General features: G+C 60.7%; 28 protein-coding genes. 24 read left to right on the top strand and 4 right to left on the bottom strand.

All coding sequences use genetic code 11. The features are described 5' to 3' along the window. From GGR61_RS20985 to GGR61_RS19530, 17 genes are all read left to right on the top strand, one after another. Positions 1-409, top strand: a 409-nt coding sequence (locus GGR61_RS20985; protein ID WP_221237463.1) for a hypothetical protein, incomplete at its 5' end; no start/stop codon positions are given. Positions 410-1,203: 794 nt separating this feature from the next. After that, entirely contained in the window at positions 1,204-1,674 is a 471-nt protein-coding gene (locus GGR61_RS19610; RefSeq protein WP_184623494.1) for a VOC family protein, read from the top strand. Between the two features lie 174 nt (positions 1,675-1,848). Next, on the top strand, positions 1,849-2,028 hold the full coding sequence (locus GGR61_RS19605) for a hypothetical protein (RefSeq protein ID WP_184409305.1): 180 nt from the start codon (positions 1,849-1,851) through the stop codon (positions 2,026-2,028). Between the two features lie 130 nt (positions 2,029-2,158). Then, positions 2,159-2,413 (top strand): hypothetical protein, encoded by a 255-nt coding sequence (locus GGR61_RS19600; protein WP_184623486.1) that lies wholly within the window; start codon positions 2,159-2,161, stop codon positions 2,411-2,413. A gap of 293 nt (positions 2,414-2,706) precedes the next feature. Beyond that, the gene (locus GGR61_RS19595; RefSeq protein WP_260289049.1) at positions 2,707-3,069 is read left to right on the top strand and encodes an MAPEG family protein; all 363 of its coding nucleotides are present in this window, start codon (positions 2,707-2,709) and stop codon (positions 3,067-3,069) included. 57 nt (positions 3,070-3,126) lie between these two features. After that, positions 3,127-3,513 carry a hypothetical protein gene (locus GGR61_RS19590; protein ID WP_184623484.1) on the top strand — a complete coding sequence of 129 codons (387 nt, stop codon included), beginning with the start codon at positions 3,127-3,129 and terminating at the stop codon, positions 3,511-3,513. A gap of 365 nt (positions 3,514-3,878) precedes the next feature. Further along, the gene (locus GGR61_RS19585; protein WP_184623482.1) at positions 3,879-4,337 is read left to right on the top strand and encodes a hypothetical protein; all 459 of its coding nucleotides are present in this window, start codon (positions 3,879-3,881) and stop codon (positions 4,335-4,337) included. A 564-nt stretch (positions 4,338-4,901) separates the two neighbouring features. Then, positions 4,902-5,258 carry a hypothetical protein gene (locus GGR61_RS19580; RefSeq protein WP_184409309.1) on the top strand — a complete coding sequence of 119 codons (357 nt, stop codon included), beginning with the start codon at positions 4,902-4,904 and terminating at the stop codon, positions 5,256-5,258. Positions 5,259-5,721: 463 nt separating this feature from the next. Beyond that, positions 5,722-6,075: a cupin domain-containing protein gene (locus tag GGR61_RS19575; RefSeq protein WP_326520645.1), complete on the top strand. Its 354-nt coding sequence runs from the start codon at positions 5,722-5,724 to the stop codon at positions 6,073-6,075. Positions 6,076-6,862: 787 nt separating this feature from the next. Further along, positions 6,863-7,363, top strand: coding sequence for a hypothetical protein (locus GGR61_RS19565; RefSeq protein ID WP_184623477.1), 501 nt, complete (start codon positions 6,863-6,865; stop codon positions 7,361-7,363). A gap of 340 nt (positions 7,364-7,703) precedes the next feature. Then, on the top strand, positions 7,704-8,165 hold the full coding sequence (locus tag GGR61_RS19560) for an RDD family protein (protein ID WP_184623475.1): 462 nt from the start codon (positions 7,704-7,706) through the stop codon (positions 8,163-8,165). A gap of 71 nt (positions 8,166-8,236) precedes the next feature. Beyond that, positions 8,237-8,689 carry a GNAT family N-acetyltransferase gene (locus tag GGR61_RS19555; RefSeq protein ID WP_184623473.1) on the top strand — a complete coding sequence of 151 codons (453 nt, stop codon included), beginning with the start codon at positions 8,237-8,239 and terminating at the stop codon, positions 8,687-8,689. Between the two features lie 108 nt (positions 8,690-8,797). After that, a complete protein-coding gene (locus GGR61_RS19550) occupies positions 8,798-9,826 on the top strand; it encodes a hypothetical protein (protein ID WP_260289046.1) in 1,029 nt (342 codons plus the stop codon). A 393-nt stretch (positions 9,827-10,219) separates the two neighbouring features. Beyond that, positions 10,220-10,402 (top strand): hypothetical protein, encoded by a 183-nt coding sequence (locus GGR61_RS19545; protein ID WP_184409316.1) that lies wholly within the window; start codon positions 10,220-10,222, stop codon positions 10,400-10,402. Between the two features lie 114 nt (positions 10,403-10,516). After that, complete coding sequence (locus GGR61_RS19540; RefSeq protein WP_260289045.1) at positions 10,517-10,969, top strand: YfeK family protein; 453 nt, start codon at positions 10,517-10,519, stop codon at positions 10,967-10,969. 118 nt (positions 10,970-11,087) lie between these two features. After that, positions 11,088-11,510 (top strand): isoprenylcysteine carboxylmethyltransferase family protein, encoded by a 423-nt coding sequence (locus tag GGR61_RS19535; protein ID WP_260289044.1) that lies wholly within the window; start codon positions 11,088-11,090, stop codon positions 11,508-11,510. Between the two features lie 182 nt (positions 11,511-11,692). Next, complete coding sequence (locus GGR61_RS19530; RefSeq protein WP_184623471.1) at positions 11,693-11,965, top strand: hypothetical protein; 273 nt, start codon at positions 11,693-11,695, stop codon at positions 11,963-11,965. 205 nt (positions 11,966-12,170) lie between these two features. Here the strand turns inward: GGR61_RS19530 and GGR61_RS19525 are convergent, their stop codons facing one another. After that, on the bottom strand, positions 12,171-12,605 hold the full coding sequence (locus tag GGR61_RS19525) for a helix-turn-helix domain-containing protein (protein WP_184409318.1): 435 nt from the start codon (positions 12,603-12,605) through the stop codon (positions 12,171-12,173). Between the two features lie 133 nt (positions 12,606-12,738). Here GGR61_RS19525 and GGR61_RS19520 point away from each other — a divergent pair, with 133 nt between their 5' ends. From GGR61_RS19520 to kdgT, 3 genes are all read left to right on the top strand, one after another. Then, positions 12,739-13,614, top strand: coding sequence for an SDR family oxidoreductase (locus tag GGR61_RS19520; protein WP_184409319.1), 876 nt, complete (start codon positions 12,739-12,741; stop codon positions 13,612-13,614). 577 nt (positions 13,615-14,191) lie between these two features. Further along, a complete protein-coding gene (locus GGR61_RS19515) occupies positions 14,192-15,640 on the top strand; it encodes an OprO/OprP family phosphate-selective porin (RefSeq protein ID WP_184623469.1) in 1,449 nt (482 codons plus the stop codon). A 215-nt stretch (positions 15,641-15,855) separates the two neighbouring features. Next, on the top strand, positions 15,856-16,830 hold the full coding sequence (kdgT, locus tag GGR61_RS19510) for a 2-keto-3-deoxygluconate transporter (protein ID WP_184623467.1): 975 nt from the start codon (positions 15,856-15,858) through the stop codon (positions 16,828-16,830). Between the two features lie 59 nt (positions 16,831-16,889). Here kdgT and GGR61_RS19505 read toward each other — a convergent pair whose 3' ends face one another. The 3 genes from GGR61_RS19505 to msuE form a co-directional block, all read right to left on the bottom strand. Continuing rightward, complete coding sequence (locus tag GGR61_RS19505) at positions 16,890-17,921, bottom strand: methionine synthase (RefSeq protein WP_184409322.1); 1,032 nt, start codon at positions 17,919-17,921, stop codon at positions 16,890-16,892. 28 nt (positions 17,922-17,949) lie between these two features. Then, positions 17,950-18,933: a DUF1852 domain-containing protein gene (locus tag GGR61_RS19500; RefSeq protein ID WP_184623466.1), complete on the bottom strand. Its 984-nt coding sequence runs from the start codon at positions 18,931-18,933 to the stop codon at positions 17,950-17,952. Positions 18,934-19,102: 169 nt separating this feature from the next. After that, positions 19,103-19,690: an FMN reductase gene (gene msuE, locus GGR61_RS19495; RefSeq protein WP_184623503.1), complete on the bottom strand. Its 588-nt coding sequence runs from the start codon at positions 19,688-19,690 to the stop codon at positions 19,103-19,105. A 103-nt stretch (positions 19,691-19,793) separates the two neighbouring features. Here msuE and GGR61_RS19490 point away from each other — a divergent pair, with 103 nt between their 5' ends. The 4 genes from GGR61_RS19490 (at position 19,794) to GGR61_RS19475 (ending at position 24,598) form a co-directional block, all read left to right on the top strand. Then, positions 19,794-20,708 (top strand): LysR family transcriptional regulator, encoded by a 915-nt coding sequence (locus tag GGR61_RS19490; RefSeq protein WP_184409324.1) that lies wholly within the window; start codon positions 19,794-19,796, stop codon positions 20,706-20,708. Next, positions 20,708-21,373 carry an epoxyqueuosine reductase QueH gene (locus GGR61_RS19485; RefSeq protein WP_184409325.1) on the top strand — a complete coding sequence of 222 codons (666 nt, stop codon included), beginning with the start codon at positions 20,708-20,710 and terminating at the stop codon, positions 21,371-21,373. Before GGR61_RS19490 ends, GGR61_RS19485 begins: the two co-directional genes overlap by 1 nt. 116 nt (positions 21,374-21,489) lie before the next feature. After that, positions 21,490-22,365, top strand: coding sequence for a methylenetetrahydrofolate reductase (locus GGR61_RS19480; protein ID WP_184623501.1), 876 nt, complete (start codon positions 21,490-21,492; stop codon positions 22,363-22,365). Positions 22,366-22,639: 274 nt separating this feature from the next. Further along, the gene (locus GGR61_RS19475) at positions 22,640-24,598 is read left to right on the top strand and encodes a choice-of-anchor X domain-containing protein (RefSeq protein ID WP_184623464.1); all 1,959 of its coding nucleotides are present in this window, start codon (positions 22,640-22,642) and stop codon (positions 24,596-24,598) included. The last annotated feature ends 110 nt before the right edge of the window (positions 24,599-24,708 follow it).

The following is a 24,708-nucleotide window of genomic DNA, read 5'->3' as shown; positions in this document are numbered from 1 at the left end:
AGGCCCTCAGCGTCACCGAACGTCAGTTGCATGGATCACTCCTCAACATCAGGCGGGTAGTGTCGCGTATCTGTGGTGCGTTGTTCAGAGGTTCCCTAGTTCTGCGCAGTCGGTGCACGTCTATGATGGGTACTTGAAAGGCGAGACGTATGTGACGCAGTCACCTGCCACTCGATCAGCCTATGTAATGGGCGTTGTAGACGGGCTGCTGAGCTCTGGATTCTACGGAGCATCTAAGGAAGAGGTGCAGAAGGTTCATGCATGTACTTCTGAAATGAGCAGCGAGGCATTGCGAGACGTTGTTGATAAGCATGTGCTGACCAACAAAGATGTCTGGAAAGACCCCATGAATGTTCTCGTGTCGAACGCGCTAGTGGGGGCTTGTCCGGTGATGCGGCCAGGTGGCTAACTATTCATTCAAGCCGACGCCGCTTCACGGCGCGGCTTAACTCAGGTGTTAGGCCGTGGTGGAGCAAATGCGTTGGTGGTTGCCGCTTCGGTGAGTTCGCAGGCATGCATGCGGTTGGCTCCGGACAGCAGTCATCACCGTTGCTTATTGCGGTAAGTTCGGTGCTTCGCCTTGGCACGTCGTTCCCGCGCTGCGCTCGGTGCAGTTGGCTTCGGTGGGATCACGCGCCACTGCATCGCTGGGCAAGCTCCATCCCGCAAGCTGTGGCAAACTCGGTCAAGGCGGTAGTGCTGGGGAGCATGGTTGCACCATCCAACCTTCGCGGCCACTCACTGCCTAACAACTCATTCAAGCCGAAGTTGCTTCGCAACTCGGCTTAATTCAAGCGTTAGGCCGTGGTGGAGCAACAGCATCGGTGCTCGCATCTTCGACCAGTTCATTGGCGCGCACGCAGTCGGCTCCGGACAGTGGTTCTCACCGTAACTGGCATCGGGCAGTCCGCCGCTTCGTCATTTCGCGTCACTGCCGCGCGGCACTCATTGCGCCTGGCTTCGGAGCCAACAGGTCCCGTGGCATTGCGGCGCAAGCTTCATCCCACAAGCTGTGGCACACTCGGCTCAGGCGAGCAGTGCTGGGGAGCATGGTTGCACCATCCAACCTTCGCGGCCACTCACTGCCTAACAACTCATTCAAGCCGAAGTCGCTTCGCAACTCGGCTTAATTCAGGCGTTAGGCACTGTCGTTTAGTGCGGCAAGTCAATCAATAGTTAACTTTCGTAATTTCAAGGTGATCAATGACATCGTCACTAAATTTTGAGGTCTATCGTTCAGACCACGTAGGCATTTCAGTGCCATCTCTCGACGATGCCATACTGTTTTGGACCGAAGCCTTGGGCGCTGAACTTATCCGCACCGGGGAAATGGCTGGCGACTTCCTGACGCAGGTGACCGGCGCCAAGAATGCAACCGTAAAAATGGCAATAGTTGAGCTCGCCGGCCAAAAAATCGAATTGCTAGAGTACGACGATGTTACAAAGCGCACGGAGGTTCCCTCCAGGCCTTACAGTGCCGGGATACTTCACTTGGCCATTCAAGTAAGCAACATTGAGGCAGTGATCGAAAAGGTCGGTTATTATGGCTGGAAAGCTCAAGGTAAACCCCAGAAGATCGAAGAAGGCTCGCGTGCTGGTACTCATGTGATGTATATCGTAGGTCCGTCAGGAACAGCACTTGAACTCATGCAACCGCCGTCCTTGGATAAATGATTCTATTTTCGGGCATGTTTCACAACTTCATGGTGACTCGAACAGTTTACTGAGGTTGCCTTGGGTGCCCGACAAATCGCTGCAGTTGACTGCCCAAAGCGCTCCGCGCTTCGGCTGCCTTCGGCTGCTCCGGCGGCAACTGAGCTTAGGTGTTAGGCTGCAAGGGAAAAGTTTATGACGCTTGAAGAGGAAGCCAAACGGGCCACTGAGCTGCTAAGTGGAAAAATGGTCGAGACTGTCTGGCGCCACCAACCAGGCGAGGTAGGGATCCGATTCAAGGATGGCAGCCGGCTCTTCGTAGACATCAACGGCAATGCCCTCGAGCTTTTGATTACCAGCTCCACCGATGAATAAAGAATCGCAGCTAGTGGGATTTCCTTGCTCACTGCCTAACAATTCATTCAAGCCGAACCCGCTTGGCGGTTCGGCTTAATTCAGGCGTTAGGCGGCTGACCTACAACATCGCAAACTTGAGAAAAAAGCAATGGAAGACGACTACCAACTCGTAATGTCCCCGCTCTGCCGATCGATCACTGACAAAGGGCACACTGTTCGCATCGAGATCTACCGCGGCGAGAATAGCGACTGGACACTCGAGGCTGTTGATGCCTCCAACAATTCGACGGTTTGGGACGATCTTTTTTCTACAGACCAAGCCGCGTTGGATGAGGCGTTGCGGACAGTTCGCGAGGAAGGCGTAGAGTCTCTTGTCGGGCCTCCCAGTGCAGGCTTGCAGTAATGGCGCACAGCCGCCTAACAATTCGTTCAAGCGGAACTTGCTTCGCTACACCAAACACATTGCAGAAAGAGCTTGCCATGTGTTTGGCTCCGCTACGCAAGTCGGCTTAATTCAGGCGTTAGCCGGCAAAGGAGCTCATAGTGCACCTGGACGAAAAGCAGCGCGGAGTCGCCCTTGGCATGGCTTCAGGCCTCATCGCCTCTTTGCTGGTTGTTTTCTTGGCATCAAGGGCGTTTTTGGGATGGGACGCTGTAGATCGCATTGCAATCAGCCTGTTGTTGCCCGCCACAGCAATGTGCGTCGCTATTGCTCGTATGGCCAAACATCGCTTCTTCACACCTGCTGACATTGACGGCAGCGCATTGAGCGTCGGGACTGACCGAGCCAGAACGTTAGAATCTCTACTGCAAAATACAACGGAACAGCTGGCGTTGGCACTCCCCGTTTACGTCGCTGCCCTGTTCAGTACTCGCCCCAGCATTCAAGCCGCAGCTCCCGCGTGCGCTTGTGCCTTCTTGCTGGGTAGGCTGACATTCTTTGCCTCCTATAGTGGTGGCGCACGCGCTCGTGCACTTGGCTTCGCACTTACTTTCTACCCCACAGTGCTACTTCTCATCTGGCAAGTCATGCTTCTACTCTCGGCGGTTGCCAACTAATAATTCATTCAAGCCGAACTCCCTTCGCGGGTCGGCTTAACTCAGGCGTTAGGCCGCATGCAAACTCTCCTAGAATCTGTCGGCAAAGAGATCGAATGGTACGACGGCTCCGACGTGAGCGAGATCACCAACACCAGCTCAGGGTTGCGAGTGGTGCTTTCTGCTCCTGTAGGCATTGATCGATACGCTGAGGTCCATTTCTCTTTCGCCCGCGCCTTCCAGGTCATGGATGAAGGAGACATGCTTGAGTATTGGCACGCTCCGCTCAAGAGCAAACATTTCTTATACAGGGTCGTCTCAGGTGGCTGGCGCGATCGAGCAGCCGGGCACTACTTGCACGTAACGTCTGCACTCGATCAGATGCAGGAGTGGTTGATCGTTTCTGAGTGCCTGTGCGTGTCTGTGATCTCAGCGCAGCCTCCACATGTTAGAGAGTACAGCTAGTGCGGCCTAACAATTCATTCAAGCCGAACCCGCTTCGCCAGTCAGCTTAATTTAGGTTCTAGGTGGTGTTTCGGATGGATTCGTATGGTTTCCACTTCGGGGAGTTTGCGGAGTCGTCCAGGGTCGGCGCCGATGGCGGTGTTGCTATGGCTGCACTTGCAGCGTACGCGTCGGCCTCGGGAGCGCTGGGTCTGCCGTTGTCCTGGATTGGTTGGCACCACGTGCCATGGCGTCCCGGGCAAGCCAAAAACTGCGGCGTTGTAGCACTTGGCTCAAGTGGTGGGCGTGTCAGTACATCCCCACTTACCAATTCATTCAAGCCGAACTGGCTCCGCCAGTCGGCTTATTTCGTAGGTTAGACCGCAATGTTAGAACTACGCAATCCTCGGACAATCGCACTTGAGCTACTTTCAGCGTCTGAGTTGCCTCATTTAAGCCAGGATCACCGCCTTCCATTCATTGAGATTGCAGGAGACTTCGTTCTTCTTGACTCTCTCTCTGCCAAGAATGAGACAGAAGGCCGTGATGCACCCCTGGCAGGACTTGGTAAAGATTGGTGGGTCTTTGCAACATCTGGCACGGGAGACGCTTGGCTTATCTCTACCGGCAGCGATCAGCACATTGCTTTTTTGGATCATGATTCCGGACTGGATGCAACACCTCAAATTCTCGGGATAAATTTTGGCCAATGGCTTCAATTGGCCGACATCATCCGTCAGTTCGAATCTGCTGATGATCCAAATCTGATCGCAGATACGGAGCAGTCAATTGAGCAAATATCATCTGGTCTCTTTTTGCTGTACCCATATCGCCTTGCGGCCTAACCATTCATTCAAGCCCGACCCACGTCAGGGTGTCGCCTAAGTGCCCGTCTTCGGCTATATTTGCAGCCAGTCGCCGCCCTGCTGTGGGACGGCTTAATTCAGGCGTTAGGCCGCATGACAGAATCCCGAACTTTGTCCTTCTCCACCTGGCTCCACCAAGCCGTACCATCCAGCACTCCCGATTGAGTCGTGGCTTACAACTTCAACCTGGCGGAATGCGGCGACTGGATCGTAGAATTGATTGGAGCTGGCACTTACGACCAAGATGATCCTGAGTGAGCTTGCCCACCTGAGTTATGGTCATCGCAGCCACTCGAGTTCGTACTCGCACGCTCTGTCGCGGGAACCGAGTGGGAACAAGCGGTGGCTTACGTGAGTAAAGAGGTGAGATCTTTCATTGAGAACTCATCTACCTCACAGGCAAGCGTGCTTCGCATCGCGACCGCAGTATGTGTCGGCTTTGTCGACGGCGACTTGGTCGAGGTTTGGACGGTTGATGCGGTCTAACAATTCATTCAAGCCGACGGCGTTTCGCGGGGCGGCTTAATTCAAACGTTAGGCACCATGAAAAATTGCCCATTTTGCTCGTCCACCCTTGAAGCGATCGACGTGGCGCCCTGCTTCGATTGCGGGCATGCGACCCAAGAGTTGGAGCACTTCTCCCGCAAAGAGCACGAGTACAACGTCTTTGAGCTCTGGGATCGAGAGATTGTCCTATGCGATTTTTGTGATGCCGACTTTGGGTCGTATTATCCGGACTATTGGGGTCTGCCTGACGGCCCGCTTCCGATCTATCCGCTCACGTTATTACGCGAGGTAGATAACCCGAGTATCACGCAGGATTTTTATTGTGCAACGTGCAAGCATCGCCTGGATTTTCTGATGTTCCGCTTGCATGCAATGGCGCACAATGCCGCCTGACACATCAGCAACGGCGAACTGGCTTCGCCAGCAACCCATCTTGGACCCTGGACTAAATGGGTCGCATTTTTCGCACATCGAGCATTGTTACGTTCACTTCAATGTCGCTTGCCTGGCAAGGTCTATCCACAGCTTCGCCAAGCATCGTCGCGGCTGATGGCAAGGGACAGCTGATCCGGCGCCGCTTCGAGTAAGACGGCTCCATCGGATTCGGCCAAGGTGAGCCGCTCGCGTACGGAGACGGAGTGATGCAGACTTGTCGAGTCCAGAACGCTAGACGAGCAACATGTTTCCAGCCCACTCCCGTCACGGCTTTGGGGCCAAGAAAGTTGCATATCATCGTGCAGAGTCCCAGCATGCTGTCTGAAATCCACTGAAGCCGAACTTGCCTGGCTGGTCGGCTTGACTCAGACGCTATACGGCAGGAACACAGATGGTCAATGCAGTCTCTCCAAGAAATGTCGTGAGCACGCTCACCGAACTATGGTCGCCTCGCGTGATCGCCGAAGTCGACGACGCGTACATCAAGGTCGCTAAAGTCCAGGGCGCGTTGGCCTGGCATAGCCACGAGAACGAGGATGAGCTATTCCTCGTTCTCAAGGGTCGCCTCCGCATCGAGTTGGAGGACCGTGCGGTTGACCTCAACGAGGGCGAGATGTTTGTCGTCCCCAAAGGCGTACGACATAACCCTGTGGCCGATGAAGAGTGCCACATCATGCTCATTGAGCGTAAGTCAACCCTCCATACCGGCGATCTCGCCATAGACAAGACACGCTCGCTTGCGGACCAGCTGCGGCCGGTCGATCTGAGCGGCTAAGCATTCATCCAAGTCGACGCCGGTCTCGCCGCGCGGCGTCGCTCAGCCAATAGAGGTCACATGCATTTAAGGAACGCAATTGAGGCAGCCTTCGGGGGCAGGGCTTTTGCACGGCCGCTTTTCCACTCCCATCCTGGTGGCTTGCGCTTTGCGTTATCGGATGGATGCTCGCCTATTAGGCGATTCGTCGTTGCGCTCCAGAAATCGCAAATGATTTGCGATGAGATATTTCCCATTGGAGGCTCGCTTGTTGTCTGTCTGCAAGTTCATGCAGAGAGGAGTCACTTCGCCCACCGTAAGCACATCAGGGAAATGCTGGAGGCAGACATTGACATTCCGCCTGAGAGGAGCATTTGGTGTAGTCCTGCCCCGACGGAAAGGGAGCTCGAAGACGGCGGCGACGGATGGTTAATACACCTGGCGTTCGCCGCTCCCTTATCATTGCTTCCACATTTCCTGTGGTGCTCTATGGCGGTGGATTGCGGGTCGATTCGGCCACGGACGTCCTGCAACATCTATCTTTTCAACTTGCAGGAACGCTTGCTGGTATGGCCGTACGATGATCGAGGCATGGATGTCGTAGGTCCGAATCACTTGCGTCTGTCGGCACTTTTCCATAAATACCGCGCTCACTTGAACGAGTACGAGCTTCCGGCAATGCTCAAGACCTTCGAGCCCCACATCGAGTGCTCCAGCAAACGTCCTTTGGAAGCAACCGAGCCCAAGCGTTAGCACTCATGGTAGATTCCCGTCCAATGCCGGCGTCAATCACACATGAGGGAACAACATGCAGATCTGGAAGCGACGGGTTGCAGGAATTCTGGCGATTGGTGGCGGCGCTCTTGGGATAGTGGTCATATCTACGGTGCTGGTGCAGCAGCGCAAACCACTGGAGTGGGTCTTTTCGCTGGCCTTCATCCTGCTTTATGCCTGGGGAATCTGGTGCGGCTCCAGGTTGCTTGAAGGCCAGCCCGGTGCGGAGCGTTCCAACGCCAAATTTTGGCTGATTCAGGTACCGTCGTTTACCAGCCCTGTATTTAGCTATTTTTTTTCCAGCGGCTTTCACCTGACCGCCACACTTCAGTTCGCACCGATAGAGACCCGCGTGAATTTTATGCTGGGTAGCAGCTTCTCCTACTCGCTCGACGAGCCGTCCGCAGCCATCGCTATCGGCATCAACGTCTTCGCCCTTGCGATGTGGCTGTGGCTAGCGCACGAGGCACGCCGCATGAAACATGGTCGTTCCACACAAGTACCGGTATCTGGCACACAGAACGGCGAGGGGTGACCTTGATGACGGTACGTTCCTGGCGCTGTGCCAAAGCGAAGAGAGTCCGCGCCTGGCGCATCCCCATGGCCGGGCAGAGATAGGATCATTGTTGTGGCGCAGCGATTCGCGGCAATGCCTGCCATCAGCACGCGTGCGAAAGAATCAATCGGCCTTGCCCTGCAGTCGTTGCAACTGCCGCGTTACTGACTGACCTCCGCCCCATATCAATCCGAAGATGGTTCGACGTTTTCTGTGAGCGAATCGGGCAGCAGGCCTGGGCCGTGTAACATTGCCGGCCGACAAACCGTACGGCCCTTCCATTGCTGGTGTACCAGCACGCTTCAATACGAGACAGCACATGACGCATCAAGACATGGAGTACGTTGGATTCTGGCCTCGCGTGGGCGCAGCGATCATCGACGGATTGCTTTTTTGCCTGATCACGCTTCCATTGCTCACCCTTATCTACGGTGAATCTTACTGGACCAGCGACAGCTTCATTGAAGGCCCAGCCGACGTCATCGTCAGCTGGGTTCTACCAGCCATCATTTCCTGCTGGCTCTGGGTGGTTCGCGGTCAAACACCAGGAAAAATGGTGTTCGGCGCCCGCATCGTCAATGCTCGTACCGGTGAGAACATCACCTTGGGTAGAGCGATCGTTCGCTATCTCGCTTACTTCATCAGCACGGCCGCATTTTTCATTGGGTGTCTCTGGGTCAGCTTCGATCCTAGGAAGCAAGGCTGGCACGACCATATCGCCGGCACGGTTGTGGTCAAGAAGAAACGTCGTGAAGCATCGGCTGCGCCGTTTGAGCGTTGACACTGCCATGGGGCGGCTCGCATACCAATCCTCGCGTCAACTACTGTGTCGACATTGCAGAAGACCTTGTGATGACTGAATTATTTCCTTATCAGCTCGTGCATCAAACGCCGACGATTGAAACGTATCGGCATCTTCGGCAGGCCAGTGGTCTGAGCCCGAAGTCGATGGAGGCCGCCGAACGCGGCTTACCCAATTCGCTCTTCAGCGTCCAGGTGCTTTGCGATGGCGAGCCGGTTGCGATGGGGCGTGTCATCGGTGACGGGGGCTGCTTCTATCAGGTCGTGGACATCGCAGTTCTTCCGGCATTTCAAGGGCGTGGACTGGGCAAAGCCGTGATGCAGGAGATCCAGCACTACATCGAGCGGGAAGTCCCCGACTCTGCATATGTCAGCCTGATCGCCGATGGTCAGGCGTACAAGCTCTATCAACACTTCGGCTTCGCGCTGACCGCTCCCGGGAGTGTCGGCATGGCGTACAAGAAGGAAAGCGTCACGCGCGGCCGCGCGATGGCGAAATCCTAGCAAAGCGGGAACGCAGCGACCTGGCATTGATGGCGATACTGCAAGCATGGCGAGCAACCAATGTCTCCGGTCCTGCGTCGCCTGGAAGTACGCGATGCAGCATGTCCAATGCTTGCCACCCTGCCATCCTCGACCAGTGCGTGGCACCGCTGTATTGCATCGCCGTGGCCTGCATTGCAGCGTTTGCCCCTGCTGCATGGATTGAGTCGCCCGACACGTTGGCTGGTTTCTTCCTTCATCTCCGCACTGCAGGTCTCCTGCAATCCTTATGATTCGATTGCGCAGCCGCATTGCACCGCCATCTGCCGATCGACCCATCCCTTATCCATTGCAGACAGGAACGTCATGTTCTCCTTCTTCAGGAAGAAAGCCGCACCGTTATTGATCGTCCGGGCTGATGGGCAAGCGCTGTGCAGCATCACGGCGCAGGATCTTCCGTGCGAAATGACGCCCTCCGCGCGATTGGCTGCCAACCGCACCCTGGAGTTCATCGACGCGACTGGAGACATCCATGCACATGATCTTGGTGAGGCGTCGGGATGGTTTCACTTTTCCATCCGGGTGCATCCCAATCTTGGCTGTCAGGCGGATTGCGTTATCTCTCAATCCGAGCAGCGTGACCCGGATGAGTTTGCTGCGGGCAAGGTGTCGGGAATCAGGTTTCAGCCGTTCTTTCTGCCGGGTGCCGCGGTCAGGAATACAGCGCTAGCCGGCAAGGGGCTGTTTAGCAGAGGGCTACACTTCAGCGGCATGGTGACCAGCGGGAATGTCATCCTTTCCTGCGAGTGCGATATTTGCAGGCGATCGTTCCGCATTCGTTCTTACCACGCGGGCTTCAGCGATGCAGGCTATTTTTACTCGGCCTCCGGCAAGTACACGATCACCGTCGATAGCCATATCCCCGGAAGCCCTGCAGCGCTATCGGAGCCCGATGCGAAGGAACTCGCCGCCTTGGAAGCAGCGCTACCACTGGCGCCGGATGGGTCGGCCTATGCGTATCTCAACCCTTTCCGCTGTCCGCACTGCTCCGCGCCCTACATCGACTTCGTGGCCAACCCTGGATTGCGTGCAGGGGAATATTACGGAAACTATTTTGATGGCGCGACCTTGCTGCGATACGAGCAGGCAGGCGCGTAACCCCGCGCTCTGGCAACAGTGACGCCACGTCAACTGAGCGCGCACCGTTGCCGGACAGTTCGATTCCTACGCTGCGCACCAGTTGCGGAATCGACTCCGATCCGTGGCATGCATGCTCGGCCGTGTGTGCCCGCATGCCGTCGTTGCGTCAACGGTTTGGAGGTCCTGTGCGGAAAACATCTGGCATCCGTGCGCAACGCTGCGCATGGAAATGCGGCGTGCTGTCGGCAGACGACGGTCGTGGTGGGTCGGGACGTAACGCGGGTCATAACTTGCAACATGTGGCCTGGTCATTAAAATCGGTCGCGGCATCGTGTCGCCGCACGGCCCGCGCGATGCAGCAAGAACGCCAGATGAGGCGGTTTGAGTGGGTCATCCGTTGAAGGAGTGCGTATGTTGAAGCCTGCAAACACCAAGCTCTATTCCAAGCTGGTCGGCACCAGCCTTGCCATCGGCGCGGGTGTTGGCGCGTCGCTCGGAATGGTGCTCGGCAACATGCCGCAGGGCATCACCCTGGGTCTGTCACTCGGCGTCGTGCTGGGCATCGCGTCAGCTCGGCGGCACGGCGCGCTGTGAGGCTTGCAGCGTGCGGCGGGCCTGCTGCGCGGCGGCGCGCTTGACTAGAGCGCACGGACCGGTCGCCTTGTGATCGCGATGAGATGCTGTCCATAGTGACGGCGCAGGTGATCGTTGTTGGCGGCCTTGCTAACGATCGGCAACTGGCGGCAGTCCGCTATCATCCGATCGATGAACGCCAAATTTTTTCTCGTTGCACTGCTGCTGGGCGCCTGTGCACCGGCGCAAGCGGTCACGCCGACCACCGCACGCGAGATCGGTCAGCTGTTCAAGGTGCTGGAACGATCCAATTGCCAGTTTTCCCGCAATGGCGCGTGGTACGCCGCAGCAAAGGCCAGCGAGCACCTGCAGCGCAAGTACGACTACTTGCAGAAAAAGGGACTGGTGACGTCCACGGAATCGTTCATCGAACTTGCCGCCACCAAGAGCAGCATGTCCGGCAATCCCTATCAGGTCCGCTGCGGTACTGGCGCAGCGGTGGCGAGCCAGGCATGGTTCACCGGCAAGCTCCGCGAGCTGCGTCAGTCGCCGGCGAACGCTGGCAGTGAGCGTCAGCTAACGCATTGATCCGCGCGATGTCCTCAGGTCCGGCCGCTGCCGTGCTGCAGACTCGTGGGATTGGCGATCAACCATGGACAAGCGTGCAGTGCAGTGGCTTTAGACAAGAATCCCGCCCCCGATCGTGATGATCTTGCTCGGTATTGCCGCTTTTTCAGTGGCACGCTCGACACCGGCATTTGCATGCCCGCTGCCGCTCAGCACACCCGCTGCAATCGCATGTGCGTGTGGCGGCGCTGCGCTCAATGGCCTTCCCAAGCGCGCGTTCAGGCGTGCCGGGACGACCGTCAATCCACTCAGGCCAGCACAGGCTACGCAGCTCATCACCAGCGGCGCGTATCGCTATACACGTAACCCGATGTATGTCGGTCATGCTGCCATTTTGCTGGGTTGGGCACTTTATCTGCAGAACCCGATAGCGTTGCTCGCAGTCCCGGCGTTTGTACTGTACGTGACGCGATTTCAGATCATGCCGGAAGAGCGGCTACTGGCGGCGCGTTTTCAGGACAGCTATGCGCAGTTCTGCAAGCGTGTCCAACGCTGGCTGTGAGTTCCTTTTCGCCACCTGCGAAGGGCGTCATGCAGGATCGGGCAAGACCATCTGTGCCTACAGCGACACAAGGCGGCTAGAGACCTTGGGCGATGCGTTTCCCGTGGCAAGGAACTGAATGTCCTCCATGCCGGCAACGCTGTCGCGGCAACACGCAACATCGACCATGAGGACGCAACGGGATGCCTGCCTATCTGTACACCGTGTGGTTTCGCGATAACGCTGTCGATCAGTGCGAGCAGGATCACGAGTGGCCTGCCTGCATCGAAATCGTTGCACCGCACGCGGAACTGGCCGCCGCCTGGGGCACTGCGCTCGCCAGCGATTACGCATGCCGCCATGCGGGGCTGACGCGCTTGGGCCAGTCGATCGAAGCACTTGCAGCAGGCCCGTCGGGCAAGCTCCCGCTGGTGCAATACGGCGCGCCGGCAACCGACGCAGAGATCGGTTGGTGAGCTGGCCGCAGCCACTGGAGCGTGCGCTGCCCAGCAACGCAATCATCCCAAGGAGCGCCGCCGACCGCCAAGCGACGCGCGTGCACAGGCGTCGCTGGCGCAGTAGCACGCACCAGGCCGTGCATGTTCAGTGCGATTGACCAAGCCCACAACCAAGCCGAGCGATCCGGCCGCGCCGCCTGGCGCGCGCCAGACTTCACCACCGCTAGGCCAGTGCTTCGTCTGCCTGCAGTGAACCAATGCTCTCCTGCGCGCGGTCGTAGCGCTCACGCGCGGCGCGGACCGTCGCGTGATTCTCGGTGGCCCAGTTCAGCAGCTGGTAGACCGGCACGAGCAACGCGACACCGAGCTTGGACAGCGCGTATTCCACGCTTGGCGGCTTGGTCGCGTAGACCTTGCGGGTAATCATGCCGTTGCGCTCAAGGTTGCGCAGGGTCTGGGTCAGCATCCGCTTGGAAATATCCGGCACGGCGCGCTGGATGGCGCTGAAGCGGGACGGGCCGGGGATCAGCGTCAGCAGGATCAGCATGGTCCATTTGTCGCCGATCTGATCGAGCACGTCGCGCACCGGGCACTTGGTGGCGTCAAACGGCATACCTTGCAGGGACGGTGGCGCTGGAAACAGAGCAATTGCGTTCACTGGGGGTATCTCACGGTAACCAGGGAGTGGAAAACTGCCTCCTTGCGGAGGATCGAAGGGCCCTGAGAAAATTTTGGTATCAGTAGTCTCTACTGTAGACCAGACCTCTTATCGATACCTCTTGGAGCTCATCATGGCAAACACGTCTCCCCTGATCCTCGTCACCGGCGCCAGCGGGCAGCTGGGCACCTTGGTGGTCGAAGCGCTACTGGAGCGTGTGCCAGCCGCCCGCATCGTAGCAACGGCCCGCGACACTGCGTCACTCGCGCGGTTCGCAAAACGCGACATCAGTATGCGCCGCGCCGATTATGCAGACCCGCTCAGCCTGGATCAGGCCTTTGCAGGCGTGGACCGGGTGCTCTTGGTGTCGTCCAATGCAGTGGGCGAACGCGTGCCACAGCATCGCAACGTGATCGAAGCGGCCAAGCGCGCCGGCGTGGAATTGCTGGCCTATACGAGCGTGCTGCACGCCGACACCAGCACGCTGTCGCTGGCCTCGGAGCATGTGGTCACCGAGGCGCTGCTGCGCGAGACCGGCGTGCCGCATGTGCTGCTGCGCAACGGCTGGTATACCGAGAACTACACCGGCTCGGTCGCGGCCGAAGTGGCGCACGGCGCAGTGATCGGCAGCGCCGGCGAGGGCAGGATCAGTGCGGCCACGCGGGCCGACTATGCTGCCGCTGCCGCAGCGGTACTGGCCTCGGAAACGCCGCAGGCCGGGCGGATCTACGAACTGGCAGGCGATCGCGCCTTCACGATGGCCGAATACGCCGCAGAAGTGGCGCGCCAGTCCGGCACGCCGGTGACGTATCACGATCTGCCCGAGGCCGACTATGCCGCGGCGCTGGCGCAGATCGGCCTGCCGGCGGCGCTTGCCCAGGTGCTGGCGCAGTGCTCGGCCTCCTCGCGCGGCGGCAGCCTGTTCGACGACAGCCAGACCCTGAGCCGTTTGATTGGCCGCCCCACCACACCGTTGCACGAGGCGGTGGCGGCAGCACTGACAGGCTGAGTCCGGCGGCGGCACACAGCGCCGCCACCAAGCTGCCTCAACAAACACCTGCCTGGCGACAGACCAGCAGCTCCTGCTCGGCAGACAGCTGCGCGATCGAAGGCCGGTACAGGCCGGCGTCGGTCGCCAGGCCACCTGCGCAGGGCGATGTGCGGCGATGGCGATGGCGTCGTGATCGTGCGTCGTCGCTTCCCGGGTGCGGTTGCTGATCGCAAGCAACCGCACCAGCGCGCCGCAACGGCCGCCTGGGCACGGCCGCCACACTTCGCAAAGGGCGAGCGGCCCGGCCACCTCGCAAACGCGCCTGCGCACGCACTGGCTGCGCGCAGATGGGCCCGCCTCGCAGCGGTCGCACAACTGCCATCGCCCGGACATGCTGTTGACACAAGCATCAACGGCTGAGCGCTCCTGCATGTCACCAAACTGACATGAAATCTAAATATAACTGCACACATTGCCGCACCGTCAGGACGACCGGGCGCCTTGGCGGGCGCGCCGGCGCCGTGTCCGCTGCCCTGCCGCACAACGCAGGCCTGACGTTGCCGCCGACCCGTTTCCCCTTGTACGAGCCGGACCAATGAAAAAACGCAACCTCGCCACCGTCCTGTGCGCCCTCAGCGCCACTGCCAGCGGCAGTATGCTGGCCGCAGAGTTGGAGCTGTACGTCGACCGCAAGACCAAGCAGATCTTCGCTTCGCCGGCACCGGGCCGCGACAAGCTGGGCACCTTCGTGCAGGTCGACGAGAACGGCAAGCTGCCTGCCTCCGCCTTGCCGGCCGCACCGGCATTGCCGCCGCCGCCCGCCGCACCAACCCCGGCGCAGACCGCCGTCGCCCAGGCCGCACCGGCGCCCATGCCGGCTGCAGCGACCCCGGCCAAGGCCAGCGATGCCCCCAAGAAGTGGTACGACAAGCTCAGCCTGCGCGGCTACACCCAGATCCGTTACAACCAGGGCGTCGGCGGCGACGCGCGGGATCTGCGCGCGCCGGGCGACCGCTTCATCGGCAACGACCAGAGCCTGGGCATCCGCCGCGCACGCCTGGTGCTGAGCGGCGATCTCAACGAGCACGTGTCGCTGTACTTCCAGCCGGATTTTGCCAGCACCCCGACCGGCTCGACCACCTCCAACTTCGCGCAGCTGCGCGATGCGTATGCGGATATCTATTTCGACAAGAAGCGCGAATACCGCGTGCGTGTCGGCCAGTCGAAGATGCCCTACGGTTGGGAAAACCTGCAATCCAGCCAGAACCGTCTGACCCTGGATCGCGCCGACGCGCTCAACTCCGGCCTGCGCGACGAACGCGATATCGGTGCGGTGTTCTATTACAGCCCGACCGTGGCCAAGGAACGCTTCCAGGATCTGGTCAAATCCGGCCTGAAGGGCTCGGGCGACTATGGCGTGCTGGGCGCGGGCGTCTACAACGGTCAAGGCGCCAACCGCGCGGAGCGCAACGACGGCATGCATGCGGTGGTGCACGCCACCTACCCGTTCAAGTTCGCCAACGGCCAGTATCTGGAAGTGGGCGCCGACGCCTACAGCGGCCGCTTCGTGCCCAGCGCGGCGGCGGTGAGCATCGATGGCCGCAGCTTCACCCCGGCCATCACCGATCCGAACGGCTACACCGATCAACGCGTGGCCGCACACATCATTTACTACCCGCAGCCGTTCGGCCTGCAGGCCGAGTGGACGGTGGGCCGTGGCCCGGAACTGGATGTCGCGCAGCGCCGCATCCGTACCCGTTCGCTGAGCGGCGGTTACGTGCAGGCGATGTACAAGCACGATGGCAGCTACGGCACCTTGCTGCCGTACCTGAAGTGGCAGACCTACCGCGGCGGTTCCAAGTTCGACACCAATGCGCCGCGCATGCGTCTGGACGAAGTGGAAGCCGGTGTCGAATGGCAACCGATGGATGCGCTGGAACTGGTGTTCGCGTATTCGAAGATGAAGCGCACCGATGTGTCGGCCGCGCCGTATCCGGTGGTCGAAGGCGATCTGCTGCGTTTGCAGTTGCAGGTCAATTACTGAGTCATCGATGCCTGATTGATCGACACACACACGCCGGGCCATCGCCCGGCGTGTGTGTGTCTGCAGGCCAGCATGCACCCCGTTCGCACGCGGCCGCATCGGTTCGCGCCGCGCGCAGGTACCGCGCCGGGTGACGCCGCATGCTGCGGTCATGGCCGATTGCCGCACATGTAGACCACGCATGCGCGCATGGCCGCTCATCCCCGAGGTGTTGTATGCGCATTAAAGCCACGCTCGAGCGCCTGCCTGGCGGCATGATGCTGGTGCCCCTGTTGCTGGGTGCGCTATGCCACACGCTATGGCCATCTGCCGGCACCACCTTGGGAAGCTTCAGCAACGGCCTGATCAGCGGCACCATCCCGATTCTGGCGGTGTGGTTCTTTTGCATGGGCGCGACCATCCAGTTACGTGCCACCGGTCAGGTCCTGCGCAAGTCCGGCACGCTGGTGCTGACCAAGATCGGCGTGGCATGGCTGGTGGCGGTGCTGTGTCAATCGCTGCTGCCGCCCGCCGGCCTGCCCAGCGGCCCACTGGCAGGATTGTCGGTGCTGGCGTTGGTGGCGGCCATGGACATGACCAACGGCGGCTTGTATGCCTCGTTGATGCAGCAATACGGCAGCCGCGAGGAAGCCGGTGCGGTGGTGCTGATGTCGCTGGAATCCGGCCCCTTGGTGACGATGCTGATCCTGGGCGCCAGCGGTGCCGCCTCGTTCGAACCGCGCCTGTTCCTCGGCGCCGTGCTGCCGTTGCTGGCAGGCCTTGCGCTTGGGAATCTCGACGCGGAGCTACGGCAGTTCCTTGCGCAAGCCACGCACACGCTGGTGCCATTCTTCGGCTTCGCACTCGGCAACACGCTGGACCTGACCACGATCGCCACCACCGGCGTGCATGGCGTGCTGCTGGGCATCGCGGTGGTGGTGATCACCGGCGTGCCGCTGATCCTGGCCGACCGCCTGATCGGCGGCGGCAATGGCACCGCCGGCCTGGCCGCCTCCAGCACTGCGGGAGCGGCGGTGGCCACACCGGCATTGATCGCAGCGATGGCGCCGCAGTTCGCAGCGGCGGCACCGGCCGCCACCGCGTTGGTGGCCAGCTCGGTGATCGTCACCTCGTTACTGGTGCCGCTGCTCACCGCCTGCTATTGGCGCATGTTCAAACGTAGCGAGGCGGCGGCGACCTCACCCGGCTGAGGAGCATAGGAGGTGCGCCGCCCCCCCTTTGGCCGCTGATCTACGCAGGCACCAGCGCGCTACCGCGCCGACAGTTCTGCGCGAATGATGTCTGCGCCTGCACTGAGGGCACTGAGTTTGCCTCGTGCGACGTGTCGGGCGAGCGGCGCCATCCCGCAGTTGGTGGACGGATAGAGCTTGTCGGCATCGACAAACCGGAGTGCCTTGCGCAGCGTCTCGGCCACCTCCTGCGGTGTTTCGATCGTATTGCTTGCCACGTCGATGGCGCCGACCATCACCTTCTTGCCGCGGACGAGTTCGATCAGATCGATCGGCACATGCGAGTTGTGGCACTCCAGCGAGACGATGTCGATCGTGGATGCCTGCAGCTTGGGGAACGACTCTTCGTACTGACGCCATTCCGAGCCCAGGGTCTGCTTCCAGTCGGTATTGGCCTTGATGCCGTAGCCATAGCAGATATGGACGGCGGTCTCGCAGGTGAGCCCTTCGATGGCCCGTTCAAGGGTGGCAACACCCCAGTCGTTGACCTCGTCGAAGAAGACATTGAAGGCCGGCTCGTCGAACTGGATGATATCCACGCCGGCCGCTTCGAGTTCTTTGGCTTCCTGATTGAGAATCTTGGCAAATTCCCATGCCAGCTTTTCACGGCTTTTGTAGTGCGCATCAAAGAGGGTGTCGATCATCGTCATGGGACCAGGCAGCGCCCATTTGATCGGCTGCCGGGTTTGCTGGCGCAAGAACTTTGCATCGTCGACGAAGACAGGCTTGGGGCGGCTCACCTCGCCAACGACGGTCGGCACGCTGGCGTCATAGCGATCGCGAATCCTGACGGTCTCGCGCTTTTCGAAATCGACGCCGCTGAGGTGCTCGATGAAGGTGGTGACGAAATGCTGGCGGGTCTGTTCGCCGTCACTGACGATATCGATGCCGGCATGCTGCTGTTCCTGCAGCGACAGACGCAACGCGTCTTGCTTGCCTTCGATCAGTTCCTCGTCCTGCAGCTTCCAGGGCGACCAGAGTTTCTCGGGCTGTGCGAGCCAGGAAGGCTTGGGCAGGCTACCGGCGGTTGAAGTAGGGAGCAGCTTATTCATAATAAGTGATGTCTTGCGTGCGTGTTGATTAGACAGCGTGGCTCGAGGCCCACTGCTCGAGAATGTTTCCGTAGGGTTTGATGAAGTGCTCCTCCGTGAATTTCCCCTGTGTCACGGCGAGCTGACTGCGCTCTTCGCGGTCGTAGACGATCTGGGTAGACGAGTAATCCCGGTGCTTCAGGCTCGGCTGATAGATGGCACCCGCAGCGGAATTGGCGTTGTAGATTTCTGGCCGGTAAATCTTCTGGAACGTCTCCATGGTGCTGATGGTGCCGATCAGCTCAAGATTGGTGTAGTCGCTCAGCAGGTCGCCGAGGAAGTAAAACGCCAACGGGGCGACGCTGTTCGGCGGCATGAAATAGCGCACCTGCAAGCCCATCTGCTCGAAATACCGATCGGTCAGTGAACCTTCGTCCTGCCTGTACTCGATGCCCAGGATCGGATGCTGGTTTCCAGTTCGATGGTAGACCTTGCTGCTGGAGACGCTGATGCAGATGACCGGCGGCTTGGCGAACTGCGCGGTGTAAGCAGCGGAGTTCACGAAGTGCTTGAACAGCTTCCCGTGCAGGCTGCCGAAATCCTGCGGGATGCTGAAGCCGGACGTGTCCTGATTGTGCGCTGGCAGCAGCACGCTGAAATCGTAGTCGCGCACATAGGAAGAAAAATTATTCCCTGCAATGCCGTCGATGCGCGCACCGGTCCTCTTATCGAGGATGTTGGGTTTCAATATCTCGATCAACGGAAAAGCGCCGCTGCTTTCGCTCCCACCGATGTCCATCTCGACCGAGATGATGTCGAGTTCGACAGCGTAGCGGTCAAGCTTGGGGTTATCCCAATGTGCCAGGTCGTTGAAACGGTTGTCGATCATCGCAAGCGTGTTACGCAAATTTTCCTGACGACGTTGCCCTCTGGCCAGGTTGGCGAAATTCGTCGTATTGCGCGTATTGGCCGAGGGACGGTAGTCCTCATCAAACCGAAGGCTTCTGATGCTGAAGGTAAAGTCTTGAGTCATTGCAAGCTGACGCCTTGTTTCGAAATGAGAGACGAGCGCACTGCTCTATGCAGGGTTGGATGCCTGCTGGATGGAAGCGGGGAATCTGGATCGGCGAGCAATCGCCGATCGATCCTGTGACCGGCGAGGGGCGTGGTGGCCTGCCAGGCAACCGTGGACTGGATGATCCTCAGGCCGCGGCCACGTTTTCTGCGGCGATGGCGCTTGCCTGCCGCGTCAATGCGATCAGCGGCAATGCGCGCTGGACCGCCAGCCTGGCCCGCTCGGCCAGTGCCTCGTTGTGCACGCGGTAGTCCAGGAAGTCGCGGTCGGTGGCGTAGACGCCCAGCGGCAGCGTGCGTGCCTGGAAGAAACTGAAAAGCGGCCGCAACTGGTGATCGATCACCAGTGCATGGCGTTCACTACCGCCGGTTGCCGCCAACAGGACGGGCGTGTCGATCAAGGCATCCTGATGGATCAAGTCGAAGAAGTGCTTGAACAGCCCGGTAAAGGAACCGCGATAGACCGGTGTTGTCACCACCAGCACGTCGGCCTGCTCCACGGCGATCAGTTCCCGCTCCACCGTTGCCGGCAGCTGGGAGCGCCAGACCGCACCAGCGAACTGCGGTGTCAGCGCCCCGAGTTCGACCAGATGTTGCTCGCACGGGACTTGCTCGGCGATCAGGGCCAGCAAGTGCTCTGCCAGGGCGATGGCCTTGGAAGGGCGTTGCATCCCGCCGGAGACCGCAACGACGCGGAGTGGGTGTGGCAGGTTGATAGTCATGCAGGTCGACCTAAAACGACGAACCCCGATCCTAGGGCTGGCATTCAATGAAGTAAAATGGTGTTATTTCAACAATCCATGAATTCGGATCATCTGAATGCTTGAGCGCATCCATCTCACCATCGTCCAGCAGGTCGAGCAGCAAGGCTCGCTGACCGCCGCCGCCGGCGTGTTGAACCTGACCCAGTCGGCGCTGAGCCACAGCATGAAAAAGCTGGAGCAGCAGCTGGGCACCGACGTCTGGCTGCGCGAGGGGCGCAGCCTGCGCCTGACCCAGGCCGGCCAGTATCTGCTGGCGGTGGCCAACCGGGTGCTGCCGCAACTGGACCTGGCCGAAGAGCGCCTGGGACAGTTCGCGCAGGGCGAACGCGGCGCGCTGCGCATCGGCATGGAATGCCATCCCTGCTACCAGTGGCTGCTCAAGCTGGTGTCGCCCTATCTGGCCACCTGGCCGGATGTGGATGTGGATGTGAAGCAGAAGTTCCAGTTCGGCGGTATCGGTGCGCTGTTCGGCTACGAGATCGATCTACTGGTCACGCCCGACCCGCTGTTCAAGCCCGGGCTGCGGTTCGAGCCGGTGTTCGACTACGAGCAGGTGCTGGTCGTGGCCAAGGGCCATGCGCTGGCGTCGGCTGCCTACGTCAAGCCGCAGCAACTGACGCGGGAAGTGCTCATCAGCTATCCGGTGGACCTCGAGCGGCTGGACATCTACAGCCAGTTCCTGCTGCCGGCCGGTGTCACGCCCAGGCGCCACAAGGCCATCGAAACCACCGACATCATGATGCAGATGGTGGCCAGTGGCCGCGGCGTGGCCGCCATGCCACGCTGGCTGGTGGAGGAATATGCCTCCAGGATGGACGTGGTGCCGGTACGGCTGGGTGCGCGCGGCATTCCCAAGCAGATCTTCCTGGGCGCACGCGAGGCGGATATCGCCATCGACTACCTGCGCGCCTTCATCGAACTGGCCCGCCAGCCTGCCAATGGCAACGCCCCTGCACCCGGAGCCCACTGATGGACACCACCGACACGCGCACACCGCTTCCACTGCCCGCCGGCCACGACAAGGTCTTGCTGCATTCCTGCTGCGCGCCGTGCTCCGGCGAAGTGATGGAGGCGATGCTGGCGTCCGGCGTCGACTACACCATCTTCTTCTACAACCCCAACATTCATCCGCGCAAAGAATACGAGCTGCGCAAGGAGGAAAACATCCGCTTTGCCGAGCAGTGCGGCGTGCCCTTCGTCGATGCAGACTACGATCGAGACAACTGGTTCGAGCGGGCACGCGGGATGGAGAACGAACCCGAGCGCGGCGTGCGTTGCACCATGTGCTTCGACATGCGCTTCGAACGCACCGCGCTGTATGCGCACGAGCACGGGTTCCCGGTGATCACCAGCTCCCTGGGCATCTCGCGCTGGAAGAACATGCAGCAGATCAACGACTGCGGCGTGCGCGCTGCGGCCAGGTATCCCGGCCTGATGTACTGGGAGTACAACTGGCGCAAGGGCGGTGGCTCCTCGCGCATGGTCGAGATCAGCAAACGCGAGAACTTCTATCAGCAGGAATACTGCGGCTGCGTCTACTCCCTGCGCGACACCAATCGGCACCGCGTGGAAAGCGGGCGGCGTCGCATTCAACTGGGGGTGAAATTCTACGGCGATGCAGAACAGGGCGATTGAGTGCCCGCAGGTCATGCGACGCCGCCAGATTTCATTGTGCTCCCTGGCACTGTTTCCACTCGATCAGGGCTGACGGAGCGGCGCCACCCAATCACCCCCACAGGACGACAAGCCCTTTGATTCATCCGGAGACGCCCAGCCTCGCCAGCACCATCACCGACGCCTATTCGCTGGAGGTCAGCGCAAAGGACATTGCCGGGCTGGCTGCTGCGGCGCCCGGGATCATGCGTGGCGCAACCATTGCCATCCCCTACCTGCCCAATCAGGACGACGACGCGCGCCTGGCCGCTGCACGAATGGTGCGCAAGCTCGGCTTCGAGCCCATGCCACATCTTTCCGCGCGCCGCATCGCCTCGCTCGACGCGCTCCACGCCTTCGTCAGGCGCGCCGTCGATGAAGCCGGCGTTGCGCGCTGCCTGGTGATCGCAGGTGATCCTGCGTCTCCTGCAGGGCCGTTTTCGGACAGCTTGTCGCTGATCGCGACAGGCGTTTTCGAGCGTTCGGGCATCCAGACCATCGCGGTGGCGGGGCATCCGGAAGGACATCCGATCGTGCATGCAACCGATCGATGGGATGTGCTGGAACGCAAGTGCCGCAGCATCGCCGAGCGCGGCATGGCGCCGCTGATCGTCACCCAATTCGCGTTCGATGCCGACATCGTGCTGACATGGTTGAGCGCGCTGCGCGCGCATGACATCCAACACCCGGTGCGTGTGGGCGTGCCTAGTCCTGCCGGTGTGGCGGTGCTCGCACGTTATGCCGCACGCTGCGGCGTCGGCGCATGCGCATCGATGCTGTCCACCTACGGCATCTCGCTCGGCAAGCTGTTCGGCACTGCGGGGCCGGATCGCTTTGTGGATCGCCTCGCCACTGGCCTCACCGAAGCGCATGGAGACGTCCGCCTGCACTTCTATCCCTTCGGCGGTATCGCACAGACGGTCGCGTGGGTGGAGCGCTACCGCTCCCGCATCGCACGCCCCGGGGTGGACTGACACCCACCGAGCGGCGAGTTCGAGCTCGACCGCAGAGCTTGAATTTATCCTTCACGCAAAGCGCGAGACGTCGCCTGTCCACGAGCTGGATCACAGTCTGCGCACTGCATTTCTGTCGGCTTGTTTTCCGCGCGTGAGGTGTTGCAGCGCACAGCAGACCTGTCACAAGCGCGAGGTATAACCATCGGCGAATCGCGGCGAGGGGGCGCTGCATCCGATGCCGTTGCCATGCGCAGCGGCATCGCTTCTGCAACGTCCAAGGAGAGATGTCGCCATGCCGAAGCCATCGCTACTGTCATTGCTGTGCACCCTGTCGCTGGTGTCCATGCCGCTGGCCGCTGCCGAGCTGCAGCCCAAACAACTGGCTGGGCCACCGGAGGAGTTCGCGCTGATGCGTGCGCCCGATCCGGCCGAATCGGCCATCCTGTCCAAGAGCGCCTTGCTGCCGGTAGAGCTTGCGCCAGCCGGTAACTCCGCACGTTGGCAAGGTACCTTGCCGGTGGAAAACGGCCATCTGCGTTTCATGGTGCTGGCCGGCGATCAGCCCTGGGATGCGGCAGTGACCGCACCACGCATTGCCGGCGCGCGCACTGCTGCTGTGGCACCGCAACTGCAGGCACAACGGACCCTGCTGGGCACGGCTGAGAGTGGCACCAGTGGCATGCGTTACGCGGTGGAATCCGCGCAGAACGGCGCCTGGTCGCTGACCCTGCAATCGGCATCGCCGGTGGTGCAACGCGGCTACGTGTTGATGGAAGGCGATGCGCGCACGCAGTTGGCGGCGTACGCGCGCAATCGTCGCCAGCAAGTGGGGCAATCGTTGACACTCAACGCGCTGCTCAGCGGCAGCGATGCACGCGGCGCGACCTTGCTCGCCACGCAGGCGGGGCGAATCGATACGGCGAGCCTGCGTGTGATCGATCCGCACGGCGGCATCCGCACGCTGCCGATGGTCGATGACGGGCAACACGACGATGGTGCGGCCGGCGATGGCGTGTACGGCGGTACGTTCCAACCGACCACGGAAGGTACCTGGGTCGCGCAGGTGATCGTGCGCGGTCACGACCAGGCCGGGCAGGCGTTCGTGCGCACCAGCGAGCATGTGTTGCCGGTGCTGGATACCTCCCTGCGTTTGCTCGGCAACGCACTGAGCGCACGCGCTGCCGACGGCACACGGCTCAGCATTGCCTTGCCGGTCGCCGCGCGCGGCAAGGCGCCATCGCATTACCGCGTGTTCGGGCAGGTGTGGGGCACCGATGCCAAGGGCAAGGAGGTGCCGGTGGCGTGGATCGGTGGCATGCTGACGCCGCAGCAAGGACAACTGCCATTGAGCCTGGACGAACGCTGGATCGCGCGTGCCGGTGCGCGTGCGCCGTTCACGCTGCGTGGGCTGCGTGTCGAAGATCCGGACCATTATATCCCGCTGCTGCAGGCCGACACGCTGCCGTTGCAGCTGCCCGCACTGCGACGTGCCAGCATTGCGCGGTCTGCCGGTGCGATTGATGAAAGCATGCGCATGGGGCCGCGTCCGGCCGCGCTGGCCGGCACCCATGCAATGGCACAACCGCAGGCGGCCGGCTCGCAACTGGTGCTGGTGCACGGGTATTGCTCCAACGGCGTGTGGCCGCAGGCGCAGTTCACCAACGCCTCGTCGTTCCTGGATGCCAAACAGAACCGCAGCAATGACCAGTTCGCGCAGCGCATCGCACAGTTCGCCAACCAGTGGTCGTCGTTCTCCACGGTGGCGCACAGCCAGGGCGGCATGGCCGCACTGCATCTGTATGCGTACTACTGGAGCGGGTTGGACAACGCCAGCGGCGGGCGGGTGATGCAGTCGGTGGGGACGCCGTACCAGGGCACCAATCTGTCGGGCGTGCTGGCTGCGGTGGGCTCGTGGTTCGGGGTGGGCTGCGGTACCAACACCGACATGACCTACGACGGCGCCAAGGCCTGGCTGGCCGGCATTCCCGCCGACGCGCGCGCCAAGGTCAACTACTACACCACCTCGTTCGCCAAGACCAACTGGTACACCAACGACTACTGCAACGCTGCCTCGGACCTGGTCTTGAATGACCCGGAAGACGGCACCGTGGAGCAGGTCAACGCGCAGTTGCCGGGCGGGGTGAATCGTGGGCATACCACCGGGCAGTGCCATACCACCGGCATGCGCGATCCGGCGCAGTATCTGGATGCCAACCGCAATGCAGTGATGAATGCCAACGCGGCGAGGTGAGGTCCGGTGGAGTGGTAGTGCAATGGCCGGCTGGATCACGCCGGCCATTGCGTTGTCTGCCGATGCATAGCCGCCGCAAGGCACGCAATGTTATGCCTGTCTTGCTCCAG

Source organism: Xanthomonas sp. 3058 (assembly GCF_014199765.1).
Classification (GTDB): domain Bacteria; phylum Pseudomonadota; class Gammaproteobacteria; order Xanthomonadales; family Xanthomonadaceae; genus Xanthomonas; species Xanthomonas campestris_B.
This window is presented reverse-complemented; position numbering and strand designations above follow the sequence as displayed.